The following is an 18,766-nucleotide window of genomic DNA, read 5'->3' on the forward strand; positions in this document are numbered from 1 at the left end:
GCAACGGGACACCCCCCAGTTGATAAACCCTGCGCGGCACTCTCATTCGACCTCACTTACGAGAAATCGATACCGTCACAAATTAGGCTATTAAAATCGCTCGGCGACCCATCTGGTGGGTTCGATGCCTTGCTGACCGGAAGTGTACGCGGCGCGCTGCCCTATGGCAATGGAAAGGCGTTCGCCCTCAGACCATTGTAACGCCATATGTGGCGACAAGGTCACTATCGAAAACTCCGATCGAACTGCTGACATGGCAGTACATCAACGTCAGAGGAGACTGTTACAGCTCAGAATAGGCTGCCGAAACGGTCATATCTCCTGCATGGGCGACCTTGCGGTCAAAGCTTGCCCATATTTCGCCGCCACATTGCTGCGCCCAGCGGTGGCAGAAAGAAAAATCGGTCGGCAAATCCACATCGGGCGTCACGATCTTTGAAAACGGCGTCAGAAAGCTGTCGAACTGTGCGGTGTATTTGTTGTTTTTGTAGCGAGACCGGTTCACCGTTTCTGGAAGTTTCTCGATTATCTCGGTGACGCAGTCGCGGGACACCAAAAAGACGCCCGTGCCGCATAGCGACACCCGGACGAAGCCGCTCATCTCCTGGCGGGGTTCGATAATGGTGCCGACGAACTCCAGACTCCGTGCAAAGGCCTTTTGGAAGGGCAGTTTCGACAGCGAGTGAAGTTTGCGGAGATCGATCAGGCGCCGAGGATACAAAGTGCCGACCACCGGCTTTTCAAGTGCCAGCATCGCGGCGATGAGATCAGGCGAAAAGCCCATATCGCTGTCGATCATCAGGATGTGGCTGCAATCCGGTTTGTTGTAGTAGAAATTCGTCAGCAAATAATTCCGGGAAAATGGGATATCCGTGTACTCGATTTCGGACAGCGTGAAGGCGTAACTGGACAGGCCCTTGTGGGTCAGGGCCGCGAACAGGCTGCGGACGAACACGCTTTTGTAGGCGGCCCCATAAACCGGTAGCGCAAGGTTGATCTTGGTTGGCATTTTGTCCTCCACAATCCAGCGACTGAGCGCATACAAATCCCTTTCACCTATCTTTGATATGATTCTTGGTATAAAAATCTGCTGGCCTTTGGGGGCGCAGGTCCAGACGCTCGGGCAGGATTGCGTTTTGCGTCGTGTTGCGCTGTTTGGAAGGCTGCGAGATCAACATTGACGCAGGCCGGACCGAGCATGCTGACATGACCCATCGCCTCAGACTCTTGTTTCGTATCCCGCTGCTTCTGCTTCTGATGCTCCTTGGCTCGGCCGGCGCTCGCGCGGCGGTCGAACAGACCGCGTCGCCGCAACCACGCAACCGGCTGGCGATCGTCATTGGCAATTCGAACTATCAAAGCACCCGGCTTGAGCATCTCCCCAATGCAACAAACGATGCCATAAGGCTTTCAGGGAGCTTGAAGCGGCTGAATTTTGAAGTCCTGACTGGGACCGATCTTTCGACCCAAGGTTTTGCCAAACTCCTGCAAGACGCTGAAGCGCGGTTACCGAGCGCCAGTGCCGTTTTGATTTTCTATGCCGGTCACGGCGTCCAACTGAATGGCGAAAACTACCTGCTCTCGGTTGATTCGCCCGATCCTGAAAGCCTGGAAAAACTGACGGGCAGCGCCATCAAGCTAAATGATGTGATCGCGCGGTTCGCGCGACGCGACCGCCAGACATTCATATTCCTGGACGCCTGCCGCAACAATCCGCTCGGTTCCGGCAGCGGCGCGAGCAATGGTCTGGCGCAAGTTGAAGTCGGTGAAAATACATTCGTTGCCTTTGCCACTCAGCCTGGAAATGTCACGGCAGATGGCGGCGGCGAAAACAGCCCGTTCACCACCGCACTGCTGAAGAATGTCGAGATCCCCGGGCTCAGCATTTCGGACATGATGATCCGCGTGCGCAACGAAACTGAGGCGCTGACGGTCGGCCGTCAAGTGCCTTGGGATCAATCGAACCTGCGCGAGCAGTTCTATTTCACCGAGCAACAGGTGCTCGATCCGGGACAGTTGAGCGCAAGCCTTTCACGCATCCTGGCAGATCCCACAGCAAAGAAGAGGTTGCAGGTCGAACTTGCCTCAAATGACCTGCAAACAGCCGTGGTCATCGTTGGACAGACGTTGCGGTCGGTCGAGATTCCCGCACCGTCGTCCAGTTTGGCGCAGCCTGTTGGCACTCACGTTGCCAATTTGTCGCCCGCTGAAGGGGTTGAAGACGCTCGCCAAAGTGTCGTCTCCGGCCTCGAAACGCTTATAATCGGCGCGTCCGCGGGCGTGGGGGACAAGGACAAGACGGCCGATCTTGCACGCAACGTTCAGACGGAACTTCGTCGCCTGGGCTGCTACCGGATGCAGGTTGATGGGGATTGGGGCACGGGCTCAACTCGTGCTCTCACTGACTACTACAAAAACACCAAGCAGGTCGCAGCAACGACTGAGCCGAGCGTCGGACTGCTCGGCGATCTCTTTCTGCGCTCAGGCAGAATCTGCAAGCAACCGGTCATCGTCAAGGCCAAGCCGGCTAAAGTGGCGTCGGATGCCGCCCCGTCGCGCAACACCCCCAGGGGGATGACTGCAAAAGGCTCGCCAGCAGCGCCGAGACGTCCCGCGGCTCCCCCACCCGACATCTCAGGGGGCATAGGCATTGGCGGTGTATTCTAGGTGCGGCCGCCTTTGTCCCCGCTTGAAGCCCTTGGGGTAGAATTACGCGAAGCGACGCCGAGGCTTGAACCCACACCGGTTGGGCGAAGCGCGTCTACCCAGGTTCTGGCGCAAAGCAAGCTGGCTATAAACGCTTTCGTCGCTGTACACCCTGGAGCAAGGTCGAAGGGCGGTGTTGGCAACGTGAACGGTTCGCTGCAGTAATCGACGAGGTTTATGCCGCGACCGGCCTGCGGTCACTTAATTCACCCGGCATCGATGCAGCAGGTTACATCCCAACAGCAGCCACAATCTTTTGCGTTTCGCCTTCCGATAATGTCTCGGTGCTCCTGAGTACGGAGGGGCACTCGCGCGTCGAGAGTGCGTGACCTTCAGCAAAACGAAGACGCCGCGACGCATTGCTCGATACAGCTCTGACGGCGCCGCAATCGAAGAAACTTGCCCCCTGATGAAGATGTGGCCGATCGACAGCAAGGTGGGTTCACCGCGCAACAACACGCCCGACCTCATCGACGAGATCGGTCGCGGGCCTACTGATCTGTTTGACGTATAGGTTCCGGGCTTTGCAGGCCGCTGCCACGGCACATAGGGCATCTGATCGTAGCCCCTTTGCACCCAGCTCGGTGCACGCCTTGCCGGCAACAAGTGCCGTTTGAGCTCAGCCACTTTGTGCATTGAAAAACCTTGCCGGCGCCGAGACATTGCCGACACCCGAACTTCCTAAATCCTGCCAAGCACCACCTGCCCACCTACCTGAGACGGCAAGAACGTCAGGGGCATAAATTAGTTTCACCGGAGCTAATCCACGTCCGAGATTTTGCCGTTCGTGAGGTGCGTCTCGATCTTGCTGAGTGCCTTCCGAATGACGTCGACCGCCTGCAAATTGACTGCGAAGTCGAAATTACCTTCCGCCGTCTCGAAAATCAGGACGCCGATCTTCGTTTCGTAATCCCCCAGCATGCCCATGCCAATTCCTGTGGGCATATACGGCGGTCTATCTGCCATGACCTTCTCCTTTACAGGTATTTTTCTCCGTCGCCTCGGTGCTCGAACAGAACCAGTGAGGTTCTTGCCGCAAGCGGGCAAAGCCGGCGTGCTTAGCGCATCCCGTGTGCTCGCACATGTGCCCTAGCACTCTGGCGCGCTCGCGCGGCGACGGCATCATGCCGTCAGGAAGCCTGATTGGTTCGTCGCTCATCTGCGGAAAGATTCCATAAGACCGCTTGACGGGCAAGAAATTTGTTCCTTTTCTGTTCTCATGGCGCACGATCCGATCGACAATCTGGGAAAGGCGACGCGGCACAATATGCTTGTGAAGGTCAATGCAGCTGCGGCAATGTCCGTTACCGCAGGCCAATATGGGGTCGTGAGGAGAGGGCTCGATCGCTTTCGTGCTCTCCTCGATGCGACTCTCCACTTAGCCGGGGGCCGATGGCGCTACGTTCTCTTCCTGGTTCCCGTGGCGTTCCCATTTTGGTCTTACCCAACGTAATTAGGTCGGCTCAGACGCTACTGGATATTGCGAAGCCGTTCGGTGGGAAGGGTACTCCGGGGCAGGCGCCACAGCGAGAACGAGCGGGCGGGTCGAAGACTTTGTTCGCGACTTTTCGGCACGACTTGTCTCCCTCGCGGACACACACTCAATTCTGACTGACGACTACTGGCAGACCGCGTCTTTGCGCCAGCTTCTTGAGGGAGAACTTCGCCATTACGACACGAGCGGCTCTTCCCGGGTCGTGCTTGAGGGGCCCGATGTAGCGCTGGTCGCTGACATTGCCATTCCTGTCGGCATGGCATTTCACGAGCTCGCCTCCAATTCCCCCAAGTACGGAGCTTTGTCGCGGCCTAAAGGGCGGCTGGAGGTAAGTTGGTCGATAGAACGGGTCGGCGATCACCGGGTCGTTGCATTGCATTGGCGAGAAAAGGATGGACCTGCAGTACTGGAGCCAAAGCGAAAGGGCTTTGGCACGGTACTGCTGGAAAAAGTTGTCGCCGTACAGTGCCAAGCGAAGATCAATTTGGTCTACGACCCCGATGGGTTGCAGTTCGACATGGAGCTTCCGGTGCGAGATACCCGGCTCGTCCCTGCTTACTCATAGGGACGACGCGACTACCTCAATTCTCTCGTCGGGCTGAGATGGGGATCGAGCTCGGACAAGCGATGCGCAGGTCTCGCCAGCTTCGCTCTCGCCAACTCCGTCAAGATCGCGCTCGCGGGCCACGCAATCTGCGATGCAGCTTTTCGACGGCGGGCTGCACCGCGGCAATGATGCTGCCGGTTTGGCTCGATCCGCCGGCAGCGAGGGGAGAATCTGGCAAGAAGGGTATCACCATGGTCGAACCAGACCTTGTCGGTCGACAGGCGAGCGCTCGGCATGCTGGATCTGCACCGCCGCCGAGCCCCAGCCTATTTCGGCTCCCGCTGCCTCGATGAGAGCGTAGCCGTCGGCTGAGACGCGGGGGGCACTGTCGTGAGAAAGCGGAAGACGCGACAGTCCGCAGTCGCCACGCCGATCAGCCATTTGCCGTTGCACTGCGAGTGTGGCTCTTGTGCCAGGACCATCCCGGTCGGCGGCAACCTCGCGTTCGAGCGCGAGCAGCGCCTGCTCGACCTCATGGAGACGCGAGGGCCGACTGTTCTCAGGCATGCCCTCATTGGTCGCCTGGTCGATCAGGTACTCCGTCAAGGCCCAGTTCATCAGGATCGAGCGCTTCGCCTCCAGCGGCAGCGTCAGATCGCAGGCGAGCTCCATAGGCGATGTCCAGCCATCCGATCCGGAGGGATCGTTGCGACTAGCCGCACTATCGAGGGCGCGCCCGTAGCTTTCCTGAAGGACGGCAAGTCCGAGCCGATCGAGCACAGCATCCGAGGAAGCGCGCGTCGAACTCCCGGCCTGTGCAGGCATCTCATCGAGCCGCAGGCAACAGCCTTTGCCGACCAGCCCCGTCGGCGTCTGGAGGACATAGGTCAGCCCCTGCCGCTCGGCGTAGCGGATGGCCGATTCCAATGTCGGAAAGCCAAGCTCGACCTGGGCCAGCGCGTCATGGCCGCTCGTATAGCCCATCAGCGGCTCGATGGACGGCGCAGTGCGGCGCTCGAAAACGAGGCGCCAGCCCTTCGAGCGTGCCTTGCCCGACGTGGTCACCGCGCGCGACGGCCTGTAGATGCGCGCGACAGCGTCGTCCGGGAAGAGCGAGCACCCCATCGAAAGGTGCTTGTGCAGGTTGTCGTTCGACGGCCACCCCTGCGGGTTTGTCATTCTGGTTGGTCTGTCGACCTGTCCTGTCGTCTCCATTGTTCATCCCTCCCTGTCTGGCGAAGGATGCTGCCGGCGGCGGCCATCTGGCCCGCCGCCGGCGCGTGCCATGCGTTAGCTCTTGATGGCGATGCGCTTGACCTGCGACTGCGCCCTCTCGCTCTTGGGCAAGGTCACGGTCAGCACACCATTGCTGAAGCGGGCGTCGACCTTGTCGTCCTTGACCTCGTAGCCGAGTGGGATGCGCCGCTCGAAGTGGCCATAGAAACGCTCGGAGAACTGCCGGTCCTTATCCTCCGTTTCGGAGTGTTTTTCGCCCTTCAACGTCAGCACACCGTCGTCGAGCAGGACTTCGATGTCCTTCTCTTCGAGGCCAGGCATCTCGGCTGTCACCTTGATCTCCTTCTCATTGTCGGAAATCTCGACGCTCGGCCAACCGCCGCTGAAGGCGGAAGGAGTGTTGAAAGAGGGAGGGTTCGAGCCGAACCCGCGAAAGACGTCGTCGAACAGCCGGTTCACCTCGCGGTGCAGCGACAGGAACGGGTCGCGCTCGCTATCGCGGAACACAGTTGGAGCCTGATGGCCGTTGCCGCGGTTCCAGGGGATCAGATCACGGACATTCATTGTTCTTCTCCTTCTGTTTGTTCGTTTGTTTCCTCCGGCGCCGGGGAGTGCCCGACACCGTGCCCAATTTGCGCTGTGGGTGCGGCTTTAGGCGGCCTGCTTCTCGGCCTCGATCTGCTTCGTCTCGGCCTTGGGCAGCGCCGCGCCGGCCGCAATCTCGATCTTGCGCGGCTTCATTTCCTCGGGTATCTCGCGCTTGAGATCGATCGACAGCAGGCCATTGACAAGGCTTGCTCCTATGACCTTCACATGGTCGGCCAACTCGAACCGGCGCTGGAAAGAACGCTGAGCCAGACCGCGATGCAGATACTGGCCGTTGTCCTCGCCAGCCTTTTGACCGGACACCATGAGCATGTTCTGCTCCTGGGTGATGGTCAGATCGTCCTGCGAGAAACCGGCCACCGCCATGGTGATGCGGTAGTCGTCCTCGCCAGTTTTGGCTGTGTCATAGGGAGGCCAGTTGTCGATAGTTGCGACGCGGCTCGCAGCCTCCAGCGCGTTCAGCATTCGGTCGAAGCCGATGCTCGACCGGAATAGGGGAGAAAAGTCGAGAGTGGTTCTCATAGCCACATCCTCCTTTGAGCAATATGGATACAAGGTCTTCTGCCACCGGACGCTCTCCGGCCGGCATACCGGCCCCGATGGCGCCGGCGGTCATGATCTAGTTCACTGGATTGGCTGTTCAAGAGGCTGGCATCTTACTATGCCTTTAACCGGAACTCGACTGAGTGCTGATGTCTTGGCACGTCTTCACCAGCCAGACCTCAGCGACTGACATGAAGATCGGACCCTGCCCCTTGGCGCAGCCCGACTGGGATTAGATCAGCACTCTGCGATGAGCAGACCAGGACTCGCCCGCTGCCGTACTCAAGCCGCAACGGCTGACCGAGAGGAGGAGAAGCGATCGCTAGGCAAAGGCCCAATGTCTCCGGAGATCGAGCCGCGCGGTGAGCTTTACCTTCCAGATCACATGCAGGCCCTCCGCTCTGCGATGTGGTGGGATGACACTTCCCAGCGCGTAGGCGGTCAGACCAAGAATGTCTGCAACGCGCCTCATCGTGGTGGCTTTTGGTTGCCCTGAAGTGACATCTCCGCACACCCTGGAGGTCTGGTTGCACGGGCCAGCGAGCGGTCGCCCGCACTGAGCGCCTTCAGGATCGCGTTGCGCCCTTTTTTTGACATCCGGCGGATAGCTAGACGGAGTCAAGGCGCAACTTTTCTCGTGCGATCTGCCAAGCGGATTCGACATGCCGCCGCGCAGCGGCCTCGGCCTGATCCGACTGGCGCGATCGGATGGCATCCATGATCTCGGTCATCTCGGCGATCGCCGGCTCGCGACGGTTGGCGGAAAGAATGGTCATCGAACGCAGCTGGTTGATGCGGACATTCAGGCCAGTCACGATCTCCCAGGCGACTCGCTTGTCCGCCGCTTCGAAAAGCACCTCATAGAATCTCGTCGTCGCCCGCATCACCTCGGCCGGCTTGCCGATCGCCCACGTTTCGAAGAGGTTGGCCAGGGCGCGGTCGAGCAGGACCAATTGCTCGTCAGTAGCTGATAGTGCGCACGCACGTGCCGCGATCCCTTCGAGCAGCGCTCGCAATTCATAGATTTCATCGGTGCGGCCAAGATCCGGCTTGGCTACGGCCGGCCCATGCCCCGGTATCATCTGCACCAGGCCTTCTGCTTCCAGTTGGCGCAGTACCTCGCGCACGACCGAGCGGCTGACGCCAAGCTGATCGCACAGCGGTCGTTCAATCAACCTTTGGCCGGGCTGGAAATGAAAATCCATGATCGCCTCGCGCATGCGCGCCAGCGCCAGCGTTCTCAAGGTCTTGGCGGTGCGGTCAATCCGAAGCGAGTTTTCTGCCATGTCTGCCTCCATGCGATGCCACGAAAACAGATTCGATGGCCAATTGACAAGTTTCCCGGTAGTCCATAGCATGGTATACCATAAGACGAAATGAGGGTGATGCCTGCTCGGGCAGTCATCCGACCGAGGATTCATGCAGCCGGCCATTCGAAAAATCGTCACCTACAGTGAGAACACGCTGATCGAAGGAGGCAAGGACGCACCCCGGCCGTTGCGTCTGATTGGCGTCGCGGCGGTGCTCACCAATCCGTGGGCCGGACGCGCTTTCACCGAAGATCTGTCTCCCGAGATCCGTGCCTGTGCGCCCGTGCTGGGAGAGTTGCTGACCCGCGAGATCATCGCGGTCGCCGGTTCGGGCGAGGCGATCGAGGGCTACGGCAAGGCCGCCCTCTGCGGCACGGCGGGCGAGATCGAGCACGCATCGGCGCTGATCCACACACTGCATTTCGGCAACCACTATCGCCGCGCGGTCGCCGCCAAGACCTATCTCGCCTTTACCAATCTGCGCGGCGGCCCGAACACGCCGATCATGATCCCGCTCATGGACAAGAATGACGAGGGCCGGCGCTCGCACTACCTAACCCTTCATTTCCAGATCGGCGACGCGCCAGCGCCGGACGAACTGGTGGTGGCGCTTGGCGCCTCGATTGGCGGCCGGCCGCACCATCGTATCGGCGACCGGTACCAGGATCTGAAGGATCTGGGCGACCTGCATGGCTGACGCACCCGCATCGGCATGGGCACGACAGGATATGGCGCCTGATGGGACGGGCTTCCTTCGAGCCGGCTCGGGCGCGCCGGTGCTTTTCATCCACGGCGTTGGCATGAATGCCGCGATCTGGCAGCCACAGATCGAACGGATGGCCGGCAATTGGGATGTGATCGCCATGGACATGCTCGGCCATGGACAGTCGCCGCTGCCGCCGCCAAGCCCGGAACTGGCCGATTATGCCGATCAGGCCATTCGGCTGCTCGATCATCTGGGCCTCGTCAAAGTGTCGGTCGTCGGTCATTCGATGGGCGCGCTCGTCGCCCAGGAACTCGCTTTGCGGGCACCCCAGCGCGTGCGCAGCATCGTCTCGCTCAATGCCGTCTTCCGGCGCCCGCCCGAGTTGGCCGCGGCCGTCCGTCAGCGCGCGGCCGCTCTCACCGGCCGGGGCGATGCTGCTGGCACGGCACTGACCATCGCCCGCTGGTTCGGAGATCCGGTGCCGTCCGAACTCAAGGCGGCGACTGACAAGGCGGCGTCCGCGCTCAGCGCGGTCGACCCCGAAGGCTACGCCCGCACCTATCGGCTGTTCGCCCGCGCCGACAACGACCACGCGGAGCGCCTACAAACGCTCGCCGTGCCGGCCCTGTTCATGACCGGGTCGCAGGACCGGAACTCATCCCCGGCGATGTCGGCCGCCATGGCACGGCTGGCGCCGCGTGGCCGCTGTACCGTGCTCCCAGGCGAACGGCACATGATGGCCGTGGCGGCACCCGACCTGACCACGCGCCATATCGTCGACTTCCTCGGGGAGAGCGGTACAGCCGAGCGGGACGGTGCCGCGGAGGCGATACCTGGTTTCGACAGCGGCGAGTTCCGCCGAGCGCTCGGCTGCTTCCTAACCGGCGTCACCGTCGTCACCACGATCGGACCCGAAGGTGAGCCGCGCGGCTTCACCGCCAACTCCTTCACCTCGGTGTCGCTCGATCCGCCGCTGGTACTTGTCTGCATCGCTCACAGGGCCTTGGGCCATCCCGTCTTCACCACCTCGAGGAGCTTCGCAATCAACGTGCTCAGCGAGGATCAGAAGACAGCCTCCGGCATTTTCGCATCGAAAGCGGCCGACAAATTCGCCTCCGTGGCCTGGCGGCCGGGACGCACCGGCAGTCCGCTGCTGGACGGCTCCGTTGCGTCCTTCGACTGCGACGTCGAGCGGCTGGTCGACGCCGGCGACCATTCGATCCTAATCGGCCGCGTCCGCGATTTCGAGCACAATTCCTCGCAGCCTCTCGGCTATTGCCGCGGCGCCTACATCGCGCCTGGCCTCAGCCAGGAGGCGCTCGCCGCCACTCAGCCCGGCACCGATGTCGGTGCCATCCTTGAAAATGGCGGCAGGGTCCTGTTCCTGGAAACAGCGGACGGCCTCGAACTGCCGCGCGGCCGGGGACTGGGCTCGGTCAGCGATCGCAAAAGCCTCAGGGGGCTGCTTGCCGCCAAGGCCATCGAGGCCCAGCTCGGCTTCCTCTTCGCCGTCTGGGACGACGCCGTCAATTCGTCGCTCACGCATGTCTATTATCGCGGCACGTTTGATGTGCCAGCCGCCAGCGATCGTGGCATCCGGCTGGTCGACCTCAAGGCGATTGAAGGCTTGAAGATCCCCGATCCGGCGGTCCGCTCGATGCTTGCCCGCTATGTCAGGGAATGCACGCAGGACGCCTTCGGCGTCTATGTCGGCAATGAAATGGAAGGCGAAGTCCGACCCCTGGGCAAAGCGTCTATGCCGACTGCGTCCGACACAGGTGACCACAAATGAAGTTCTCGCTCTTCGTGCATATGGAACGGTCGGATCTGGCCAAGCCGCATTCGGAGCTGGTGAGCGAACTTCAGGAACTGGTCCTCCAGGCCGAGCATGCAGGCTTCGAGACCGCGTGGATCGGCGAGCATCACGGCATGGAATTCACCATCTCGCCGAACCCGTTCATCAACATCGCTTATCTGGCGGCCAAGACGAACCGCATCCGTCTCGGCACGGGCACGATCGTTGCGCCGTTCTGGCATCCAATCAAGCTTGCCGGCGAAGCGGCCATGGCCGACGTCATCAGCGGCGGCCGGCTCGACATCGGCATCGCGCGCGGCGCCTACAGCTACGAATACCAGCGCCTTTTCCCGGGGCTCGACGCCTGGGGCGCCGGGCAGCGCATGCGCGAGATGGTGCCGGCGATCCGTGGCCTATGGGAGGGAGACTTCGAACTCTCCGGCGAATTCTGGTCGTTCCCGCCGACCACCTCCTCGCCCAAGCCGCTGCAGAAACCCTATCCGCCGATCTGGGTGGCGGCGCGCGACCCGAACTCGCATGATTTTGCGGTTGCCAACAACTGCAAGGTCCAGGTCACGCCCCTGGCCTCGGGCGACGAGGAAGTGGCGACCCTGATGCAACGCTTCACCAGCGCCTGCGACGCGCACCCCGACGTCCCTCGGCCGGAAATCATGCTTTTGATGCACACTTTCGTCGCCATGGACGCGGCCGATGCCGATCGCCTCGCCCGGGACCTGTCGACCTTCTACTGCCAGTTCGGCGCCTGGTTCCAGAACAAGAAGCCGGTGCATCAAGGCGTGCTGGAGCCGCTGACGGCGGATGAGATCGCCGCAATGCCGCAATACGCGCCCGACAAGATCCGGCAGAATCTGGTGATCGGCGAAGCCGACGAAGTCATTGCACGGCTGAAGGCATACGAGGCACTCGGCTACGACCAGTATTCGATCTGGATCGACAGCGGGCTCTCGCACGAACGCAAGAAGAAATCGCTGCAACTGTTCATCGACCGGGTGATGCCGGCCTTCCTCTGATAGCGAGCCCATGACCGACGCTCTTTTCAGGAACTTCATCGCCGGCCGCTTCGACGAGCCGTCCGCCACTTTCGACAGCATCGATCCGTCGACGGGCGTGCCTTGGGCCAGGATGCCGGCGGCGAGCGAAGCCGATGTCGACCGTGCCGTCGAGGCGGCGCACCGGGCACTGCGTTCGGGCCCATGGATGGTGATGAGCGCCACCGCGCGAGGCAAACTGCTGGTCAAGCTTGGCGACCTCGTCGCTGCCAGTGCCGGGCGTCTTGCCGAACTCGAGACGCGCGACACCGGCAAGATCATTCGTGAGACCCGTGCTCAGATCGCCTATGTCGGCGACTACTACCGCTATTATGGCGGGCTCGCCGACAAGCATGAAGGCGCGCATGTGCCGATCGACAAGGCTGACCTCGACGTCACCATCCGCCGCGAGCCGATTGGCGTTGTTGCCGCCGTTGTGCCGTGGAATTCGCAGCTCTTCCTCTCCGCAGTCAAGCTTGGCCCAGCGCTGGCCGCCGGCTGCACGGTCGTGCTCAAGGCCTCCGAGGACGGCCCGGCGCCGTTGCTCGCCTTCGCCGAACTTGTTCAGCAAGCCGGGTTTCCCGAAGGCACCGTCAACATTCTCACCGGCTTTGGTCACGATTGTGGCCGCCGCCTGACCAGCCATCCGCTGGTCTCGCGCGTCGCCTTTACCGGCGGCCCGTCCACGGCCCGTGCGATCGTCAGGAACACGGCGGAAAATCTCGCCTATACGACGCTCGAGCTCGGCGGCAAGAGCCCGGTCGTGGTCTTCGCCGATGCTGATCTCGACAGCGCCGCCAACGCAGTGGTGGCGGGCATTTTTGCCGCGACCGGCCAAAGCTGCGTCGCAGGCTCGCGACTGCTGGTCGAAGGCTCGGCGAAGGACGAGTTCCTCGCCCGGCTGAAGCGCAAGGCCGAGGCGATCAGGATCGGGGATCCGCAGGACCCGGCCACCGAAATGGGCCCTCTGGCCACGCAACGCCAGCGCGACTGGATCGAGAAGACCGTCGCGGAAAGCCTCGCAAAGGGCGGCAAGCTGATCACCGGCGGCGCAAGCCTCAGTGGCCCCGGCTTCTATTACATGCCGACCATCGTCGACGCCGGCAGCGCCGACCTGCCTTGCGTGCGCCAGGAATTGTTCGGGCCGGTGCTCAGTGTGCAGGCCTTCGACACAGAGGCACAAGCGCTGGCTCTCGCCAACGGCACACCCTTCGGCCTGGCTTCCGGCGTGTTCACCAGCAATCTCGGCAAGGCGCACCGCATGGCGCGCGACATCCATGCCGGCGTGGTCTGGGTCAACACCTATCGCGCCGTGTCGCCGCTGGTTCCCTTCGGCGGCTACGGCCATTCCGGGCTAGGCCGTGAGGGCGGACTCGATGCCATCAGAGACTACACGCGCTCCAAATCCGTCTGGATCAAGACGTCGGACGAACCAATCCCCGATCCTTTCGTCATGCGCTGAGGCGCGAGGACAAAGGTGCACTGAGAAAAACAAGACCAGACCAACAGAGGAGAACCAAATGAGACTGATCCTGACCGGCCTTCTGGCCGGACTGCTCGCGGCCACCGCCGCCAAGGCCGATGAGATGGCGTTCACCAGTTGGGGTGGCACCACGCAGGAAGCACAGACCAAATCCTGGGCGGCGCCGTTCGAAGCCAGCTCCGGCATCAAGGTCCTCCAGGACGGGCCGACCGACTACGGCAAGCTCAAGGCCATGGTCGACGCTGGCAATGTCACCTGGGATGTCGTCGACGTGGAGATGGACTTCGCCATCAAGGCGGCCAAGGATGGCCTGCTGGAGCCTATCGACTATGCGATCGTGCCCAAAGCCGATCTCGACCCCCGCTTCAGCAATGAGCATGCCGTCGGCAGCTTCTACTATTCCTTCGTGCTCGCCTGGAACAAGGGCGCCGTCTCCGGCGAACCGGCGAGTTGGGCCGACATGTTCGACACCAAAAAGTTCCCCGGCAAACGAACCTTCTACAAATGGTCGGCGCCGGGGGTCATCGAGATCGCGCTGCTCGCAGACGGCGTGCCGGCGGACAAGCTCTATCCGCTCGACCTCGACCGCGCCTTCAAGAAGCTCGACACCATCAAGTCGGATATTGTCTGGTGGAGCGGTGGCGCCGAATCGCAGCAGCTGATCGCCTCCGGCGAGGCCGCCTTCGGCCAGCTCTGGAATGGCCGCGTCTTCGCATTGCAGCAGGACGGAACGGACGTCGGCGTGTCGTGGAACCAGAACCTCACCGCCGCCGACGTTCTCGTCGTACCGAAAGGGGCGAAGAACAAGGATAGCGCAATGAAGTTCCTTGCCGCCGCCACCAGCCCGACCGGCCAGGCGAAATTCGCCGAGGCGAGCGGCTATGCGCCCATCAACACCAAGGCCAAGGCCGAGATGCCGGTCGAAGCGGTCAAGGCCTTGCCCGACACTCATGTCGACGGCCAGATCAACTTGGACATGAACTACTGGGCCGAGCATCGCGACGAGATCGCCACGCGCTGGTACGCCTGGCAGACCAAGTAGCGCCACAGACCCGGCGGGGCGCGGAACCTTGCCCCGTTCGGATAATGGAACCGGCCGATGCACGGAAATTCCCTTAAACGCGGCGCCATAGCCGGTCTGCCGGCCAGCAGCGGCGGCGCCCTGCCGGCCCTGGTCCTGGTTGGCTTGTTCTTCGTCGTGCCGGTCGTCGCTCTTTTGCTGCGCAGCATCACCGATCCCGCGCCGGGTCTGCAGAACTACGCCACGCTGTTCGGCAGCGGCACCTATGTGCGGGTGTTCCTGAACACCTTCCTGGTCGCCGCCGTCGTCACCGCCGTCACAATCGCTGTGGCATTTCCGGTCGCCTGGATGCTGGCGATCATGCCGCCGGCCCTCGGCTCGCTCGTCTTCGGCATCATCATCCTGTCTATGTGGACCAACCTGCTAACCCGCACCTATGCCTGGATGGTGCTGCTGCAGCGCACCGGCGTCATCAATCGCGCGCTGATGGATCTCGGCATCATCGATCAGCCATTGCCGCTCATCAACAATCTCACCGGTGTCACCATCGGCATGGTCTACATCATGCTGCCCTTCATGATCCTGCCGCTGGTCGGTACGCTGCGCGCCATCGACCCGATGACGCTGCGCGCCGCCGCGCTTTGCGGGGCAACCCCGTTCCAGGCATTCTGGCGTATCCTGTTGCCGCTGTCGCTTCCCGGCATCGCCGCTGGCGGGCTGATGGTCTTCGTCATGTCGCTTGGCTACTTCGTGACGCCTGCCCTGCTCGGCGGCACGTCCAACATGATGCTCGCCGAGATGATCGCCCAGACGGTGCAATCGCTGCTCAACTGGGGGCTCGGCAGTGCGGCCGCCTTCGTGCTGCTCGTCGTCACCATGGCGCTCTACGCGCTCCAGCTTCGCTTGGTCGGCGCCAAGCGCCCCAGCGGAGGGATCTGACATGCTGCTCGACTATGACAGGCTCGGATGGCTGCGCGTGGCGCTTGCCGGCTTCACTGCGCTGGTTGCGGCTTTCCTGCTGCTACCGGTGATCTTCATCGTGCTCTTGTCGTTCGGCTCCTCGCGCTGGCTTGCCTTTCCGCCGCCCGGCTGGACGCTGAAATGGTACGAGCAGCTGCTCGCCGACCCCACCTGGATCGATGCCGCGCTGACCAGCGCGAAAATCGCCACCATGGCCGCCATCCTCGCCGTCGTCATCGGCCTGTTCGCGTCATTCGCCTTGGTCCGCGGAGAATTCCGCGGGCGGCAATTCCTGCGCGGGCTACTGCTGACGCCGATGGTACTGCCCGTGGTGGTCTTCGCCGTCGCCATCTACGCCTTCTTCCTGCGCATTGGGCTGGCCGGCACCACGTTCGGCTTCGTCATCGCGCACACCGTCCTGGCACTGCCCTTTGCTATCATTCCGATCGTCGCCGCGCTGGAGGGTTTCGACAAGTCGATCGAAGATGCAGCCATCGTCTGCGGCGCCAGCCCGCTGCAGGCGCGGCTGCGGATCACCTTGCCCTCGATTCGGATCGGCATCTTCTCGGCGGCGATCTTTTCCTTCCTCGCCTCGTGGGACGAGGTCGTGGTGGCGATCTTCATGGCGAGCCCGACCTTGCAGACCTTGCCGGTGAAGATCTGGGGCAGTTTGCGCGCCGACCTCAGCCCAGTCGTCGCCGCCGCCTCCAGCCTGCTCGTCGGCCTGACCTTATGCCTGATGATCGCGACCGCACTCCTGCGCAGGAATTTATCGAGATGAGCCGGCCATTCCTGTCCATACGAGCAGTGCGAAAGACGTTCGGCGCTTTCGTCGCCGTCCACGATGTCAGCATCGATGTGCCCAAGGGCGAATTCCTGACCTTCCTTGGGCCGTCCGGCTCCGGCAAGTCGACGACGCTCTACGCGATCGCCGGTTTTCAGGACCCGACCTCCGGCGATGTTGTGCTGGAGGACAAGTCGCTGCTTTCAGTGCCGTCGCACAAGCGCAACATCGGGATGGTTTTCCAGCGCTACACGCTGTTTCCGCATCTGAGCGTCGCCGAGAACGTCGCCTTTCCGCTGCGTGTGCGCGGCCGCCCCGACGCCGAAGTGAAAAAGAAGGTGGCCGATATGCTGGCGCTCGTGCGGCTGGAGAATTTCCCCGGCCGCTTTCCCGGCGCACTCTCGGGCGGCCAGCAACAGCGCGTGGCGCTGGCCCGCGCGCTCGCGTATGATCCGCCGATTCTCTTGATGGACGAGCCGCTATCGGCGCTCGACAAAAAACTGCGCCAGGAAATCCAGGCCGAGATCCGCCGAATCCACCGTGAGACCGGCGTCACCATTCTCTATGTCACCCACGATCAGGAGGAAGCGCTCCATCTGTCGGACCGCATCGCCCTGTTCAGGGAAGGGCGCATCGAACAGATCGGCACGGGTGAGGACCTTTACCTGAGGCCAGCCAGCGAATTCGTCGCTGGTTTTATCGGCAACTCGAATTTCCTGCCCGCCGAGCATCTGGACAGCGCCAATGGCGCGTCGACCGTGCGCTTGGCCGACGGTTCAGTCGTGAGCGGGGTCAAGACAACACAGGCGTTCGATCGCGGCCAGAAGGCGCGGCTGATGGTGCGCCCCGAAGCCTTCCGGCTCACCCCTGGACCGGCGACCGCCGCGCTCGCGGTGGAATTCATCGATACCGCCTTCTTCGGCGACCGCAGGCGCGTCGTGGCGCGGACCGTCGGCGGACAGGAACTCGACGTCAGGCCGACGTCAGACGCGACGGAGCCACACGGCCCCGACTCGGGCCGCCAGATCTTTTTCGATCCCGCCGCAGCCTTCCTCTTTCCAGCCTGAAGGCTTGCATCAGCCGGATCCGGTCCATCCCACGACGACCCCAGAAAGACGCCGTCTGCTGGTTGCCCGTCTGCTTCCAGCCCTTTGCCGACATGACTGGTTTGCGCCCCCTGCATGTCCTCAAAGTAGCGCGGTCGTTCGCCAAAGCTTGGCTGCCGGACGGCAGGAGCAGTGCGCAACGGCTACGCAGATGAAGGCAGTTCCTCCGAGTCGGGGCCGAGCAGTCGCGGCCACCGCATTCAGCCCACGGTTACCGTCTACGTTCGGGACGCCGTTAACCGAAGGTACCTTGGACCGAGGGCGGTGCGCATCAGACACAGCGCCTCCCTGCGCCGCGAAGGGCCGGTTCCAGTCGAACACCACAACCCGCTCGCCTGAACCCCCGGATGGAAAAAAGCGACAGGTGATCGGATTGAGATCGGTTCGATGGTGCTTGTGGGCTGTCTTCTCGATTGCGCCCACCGCATGCGCAGGGCGGCCCCAAGCGTCGGCCGAACGTTAAAATCCCAAGCTCGAGGGCGGCGGTGTAACGGTTCGCCACCTGACGAACGTCAAGACCAGCGGTCGGCTCAGGCATAGCAAGTTTGCGGAAAGCTCCGGGAATCGTGCAACTGCTCAGAGCGCGATTGGTTTGAGGCCCAGACGCTTATGGATTCAAAGTGGGCCTTGGCGAGGGGCTAGGCATGGCGATTGCCGGGACGTTCGGAGCCGTCGGCGGGCGCGGTGACAACAATCACGAGACCCATCACCCATCACGACTGGCAATTCTATGGCTAACAAACCCAATTTAAGGCAGTTACACATAAATTTGAAATCGACACGCTTACTTGGTATCAAACCGACATTTAACGCATCGCGGATCGGCTTTAGAAAGAGGTTCTTACAATCTTAGCTATTGGGAGGTAGCTATATGATCGAAAGCCGTACAGACATCGCACGGGCGATGATCGACGCGACCTTTATTTCGCGCCACCGCTCCATAAACGACATCGCCTCAATCCGACGTGATCTGGACCAGTCCCGGCGGGCAGTTGCTGCATCCCGCGCGCTTCTTAAGCGGTTGCGCCAGCGCAAGATAGACGAGGCGAACAGAAACGTTGAGCAACACCCGGTGTCCGCGTTCGATGCCGACATTCTCCGCAGCGTCTTTCAGAAGTTGGTCTTGGAAACGAAGGCACAGGAGGGTCAGTGGCGCGACCTCGCCCAGACCCTTGTCTACGAGTTTACCGGCTGTAAGCGGCTTCAATCCGGCTTGATAGACTGGATGGTCAGAAAATGATCCCTGGCATCACTGAGTTTGCAATCTCTACCTTGATTCGCCAGAAACTGACGCGGGATGTCTTTTTTAATGAAAGACCGATTTCGGCGGACCTATAGAAATCGACGTTGCCGTTGGTTTCCTGGGAGGCTGTGATGGATAGCATGGTCGTGATGCTGAACGGCGAGGTTCTGCCTTGC

16 protein-coding genes and 2 pseudogenes are annotated in these 18,766 nt (G+C 61.8%); 12 read left to right on the top strand and 6 right to left on the bottom strand.

The window, feature by feature from the left end; genetic code table 11:
• Positions 1-283: 283 nt before the first annotated feature.
• Positions 284-1,009, bottom strand: a complete 726-nt coding sequence (locus LB555_RS00940; RefSeq protein WP_224682133.1) for a hypothetical protein — start codon at positions 1,007-1,009, stop codon at positions 284-286.
• 197 nt (positions 1,010-1,206) lie between these two features.
• On the opposite strand from LB555_RS00940, the gene LB555_RS00945 reads away from it, so the two are divergent.
• Positions 1,207-2,667 carry a caspase domain-containing protein gene (locus LB555_RS00945; RefSeq protein ID WP_140877580.1) on the top strand — a complete coding sequence of 487 codons (1,461 nt, stop codon included), beginning with the start codon at positions 1,207-1,209 and terminating at the stop codon, positions 2,665-2,667.
• Between the two features lie 364 nt (positions 2,668-3,031).
• On the top strand, positions 3,032-3,220 hold the full coding sequence (locus LB555_RS00950) for a hypothetical protein (protein ID WP_224682134.1): 189 nt from the start codon (positions 3,032-3,034) through the stop codon (positions 3,218-3,220).
• A gap of 245 nt (positions 3,221-3,465) precedes the next feature.
• On the opposite strand, the gene LB555_RS00955 is transcribed toward LB555_RS00950, so the two are convergent.
• Positions 3,466-3,672: a hypothetical protein gene (locus tag LB555_RS00955; RefSeq protein WP_224682135.1), complete on the bottom strand. Its 207-nt coding sequence runs from the start codon at positions 3,670-3,672 to the stop codon at positions 3,466-3,468.
• 563 nt (positions 3,673-4,235) lie between these two features.
• Here LB555_RS00955 and LB555_RS00960 point away from each other — a divergent pair.
• Positions 4,236-4,766: pseudogene (locus LB555_RS00960) on the top strand (HWE histidine kinase domain-containing protein); the annotation flags it as partial.
• A 477-nt stretch (positions 4,767-5,243) separates the two neighbouring features.
• Here the strand turns inward: LB555_RS00960 and LB555_RS00965 are convergent.
• The 4 genes and pseudogenes from LB555_RS00965 to LB555_RS00980 all read right to left on the bottom strand — a co-directional run.
• Positions 5,244-5,963, bottom strand: a pseudogene (locus tag LB555_RS00965) (ETC complex I subunit); the annotation flags it as partial.
• Between the two features lie 75 nt (positions 5,964-6,038).
• A complete protein-coding gene (locus LB555_RS00970; RefSeq protein WP_224682136.1) occupies positions 6,039-6,548 on the bottom strand; it encodes an Hsp20/alpha crystallin family protein in 510 nt (169 codons plus the stop codon).
• An 87-nt stretch (positions 6,549-6,635) separates the two neighbouring features.
• A complete protein-coding gene (locus tag LB555_RS00975) occupies positions 6,636-7,112 on the bottom strand; it encodes an Hsp20 family protein (protein WP_224682137.1) in 477 nt (158 codons plus the stop codon).
• A gap of 629 nt (positions 7,113-7,741) precedes the next feature.
• Positions 7,742-8,419, bottom strand: coding sequence for a GntR family transcriptional regulator (locus LB555_RS00980; RefSeq protein WP_224682234.1), 678 nt, complete (start codon positions 8,417-8,419; stop codon positions 7,742-7,744).
• Positions 8,420-8,552: 133 nt separating this feature from the next.
• On the opposite strand from LB555_RS00980, the gene LB555_RS00985 reads away from it, so the two are divergent.
• From LB555_RS00985 to LB555_RS01025, 9 genes are all read left to right on the top strand, one after another.
• Positions 8,553-9,140: an amino acid synthesis family protein gene (locus LB555_RS00985; protein WP_224682138.1), complete on the top strand. Its 588-nt coding sequence runs from the start codon at positions 8,553-8,555 to the stop codon at positions 9,138-9,140.
• Positions 9,133-10,941 carry an alpha/beta fold hydrolase gene (locus LB555_RS00990; protein ID WP_224682139.1) on the top strand — a complete coding sequence of 603 codons (1,809 nt, stop codon included), beginning with the start codon at positions 9,133-9,135 and terminating at the stop codon, positions 10,939-10,941. Before LB555_RS00985 ends, LB555_RS00990 begins: the two co-directional genes overlap by 8 nt.
• Complete coding sequence (locus LB555_RS00995) at positions 10,938-11,975, top strand: LLM class flavin-dependent oxidoreductase (protein WP_224682140.1); 1,038 nt, start codon at positions 10,938-10,940, stop codon at positions 11,973-11,975. Before LB555_RS00990 ends, LB555_RS00995 begins: the two co-directional genes overlap by 4 nt.
• A 10-nt stretch (positions 11,976-11,985) precedes the next feature.
• Positions 11,986-13,455 carry an aldehyde dehydrogenase gene (locus LB555_RS01000; RefSeq protein ID WP_224682141.1) on the top strand — a complete coding sequence of 490 codons (1,470 nt, stop codon included), beginning with the start codon at positions 11,986-11,988 and terminating at the stop codon, positions 13,453-13,455.
• Positions 13,456-13,513: 58 nt separating this feature from the next.
• The gene (locus tag LB555_RS01005) at positions 13,514-14,518 is read left to right on the top strand and encodes an ABC transporter substrate-binding protein (RefSeq protein ID WP_224682142.1); all 1,005 of its coding nucleotides are present in this window, start codon (positions 13,514-13,516) and stop codon (positions 14,516-14,518) included.
• 57 nt (positions 14,519-14,575) lie between these two features.
• Entirely contained in the window at positions 14,576-15,436 is an 861-nt protein-coding gene (locus tag LB555_RS01010; protein ID WP_224682143.1) for an ABC transporter permease, read from the top strand.
• Position 15,437: 1 nt separating this feature from the next.
• Positions 15,438-16,238: an ABC transporter permease gene (locus LB555_RS01015; RefSeq protein ID WP_140877564.1), complete on the top strand. Its 801-nt coding sequence runs from the start codon at positions 15,438-15,440 to the stop codon at positions 16,236-16,238.
• Positions 16,235-17,308, top strand: coding sequence for an ABC transporter ATP-binding protein (locus LB555_RS01020; protein ID WP_224682144.1), 1,074 nt, complete (start codon positions 16,235-16,237; stop codon positions 17,306-17,308). Before LB555_RS01015 ends, LB555_RS01020 begins: the two co-directional genes overlap by 4 nt.
• A 910-nt stretch (positions 17,309-18,218) precedes the next feature.
• A complete protein-coding gene (locus LB555_RS01025) occupies positions 18,219-18,587 on the top strand; it encodes a hypothetical protein (RefSeq protein ID WP_140877561.1) in 369 nt (122 codons plus the stop codon).
• Positions 18,588-18,766 lie beyond the last annotated feature (179 nt).

The sequence above is a fragment of the Mesorhizobium sp. BR-1-1-10 genome (genome assembly GCF_020165595.1).
GTDB classification, from domain to species: Bacteria; Pseudomonadota; Alphaproteobacteria; order Rhizobiales; family Rhizobiaceae; genus Mesorhizobium; species Mesorhizobium australicum.

Excerpts from the sequence above, each read along its gene's own strand:
- LB555_RS00990 (WP_224682139.1), top strand. The coding sequence starts at position 9,133 with ATGGCTGACGCACCCGCATCGGCATGGGCACGACAGGATATGGCGCCT.
- LB555_RS00980 (WP_224682234.1), bottom strand. The coding sequence starts at position 8,419 with ATGGCAGAAAACTCGCTTCGGATTGACCGCACCGCCAAGACCTTGAGA.
- LB555_RS01005 (WP_224682142.1), top strand. The coding sequence starts at position 13,514 with ATGAGACTGATCCTGACCGGCCTTCTGGCCGGACTGCTCGCGGCCACC.
- LB555_RS01000 (WP_224682141.1), top strand. The coding sequence starts at position 11,986 with ATGACCGACGCTCTTTTCAGGAACTTCATCGCCGGCCGCTTCGACGAG.
- LB555_RS00940 (WP_224682133.1), bottom strand. The coding sequence starts at position 1,009 with ATGCCAACCAAGATCAACCTTGCGCTACCGGTTTATGGGGCCGCCTAC.
- LB555_RS01010 (WP_224682143.1), top strand. The coding sequence starts at position 14,576 with ATGCACGGAAATTCCCTTAAACGCGGCGCCATAGCCGGTCTGCCGGCC.
- LB555_RS01015 (WP_140877564.1), top strand. The coding sequence starts at position 15,438 with ATGCTGCTCGACTATGACAGGCTCGGATGGCTGCGCGTGGCGCTTGCC.
- LB555_RS00985 (WP_224682138.1), top strand. The coding sequence starts at position 8,553 with ATGCAGCCGGCCATTCGAAAAATCGTCACCTACAGTGAGAACACGCTG.
- LB555_RS01025 (WP_140877561.1), top strand. The coding sequence starts at position 18,219 with ATGATCGAAAGCCGTACAGACATCGCACGGGCGATGATCGACGCGACC.
- LB555_RS00975 (WP_224682137.1), bottom strand. The coding sequence starts at position 7,112 with ATGAGAACCACTCTCGACTTTTCTCCCCTATTCCGGTCGAGCATCGGC.
- LB555_RS00955 (WP_224682135.1), bottom strand. The coding sequence starts at position 3,672 with ATGGCAGATAGACCGCCGTATATGCCCACAGGAATTGGCATGGGCATG.
- LB555_RS00970 (WP_224682136.1), bottom strand. The coding sequence starts at position 6,548 with ATGAATGTCCGTGATCTGATCCCCTGGAACCGCGGCAACGGCCATCAG.
- LB555_RS01020 (WP_224682144.1), top strand. The coding sequence starts at position 16,235 with ATGAGCCGGCCATTCCTGTCCATACGAGCAGTGCGAAAGACGTTCGGC.
- LB555_RS00945 (WP_140877580.1), top strand. The coding sequence starts at position 1,207 with ATGACCCATCGCCTCAGACTCTTGTTTCGTATCCCGCTGCTTCTGCTT.
- LB555_RS00995 (WP_224682140.1), top strand. The coding sequence starts at position 10,938 with ATGAAGTTCTCGCTCTTCGTGCATATGGAACGGTCGGATCTGGCCAAG.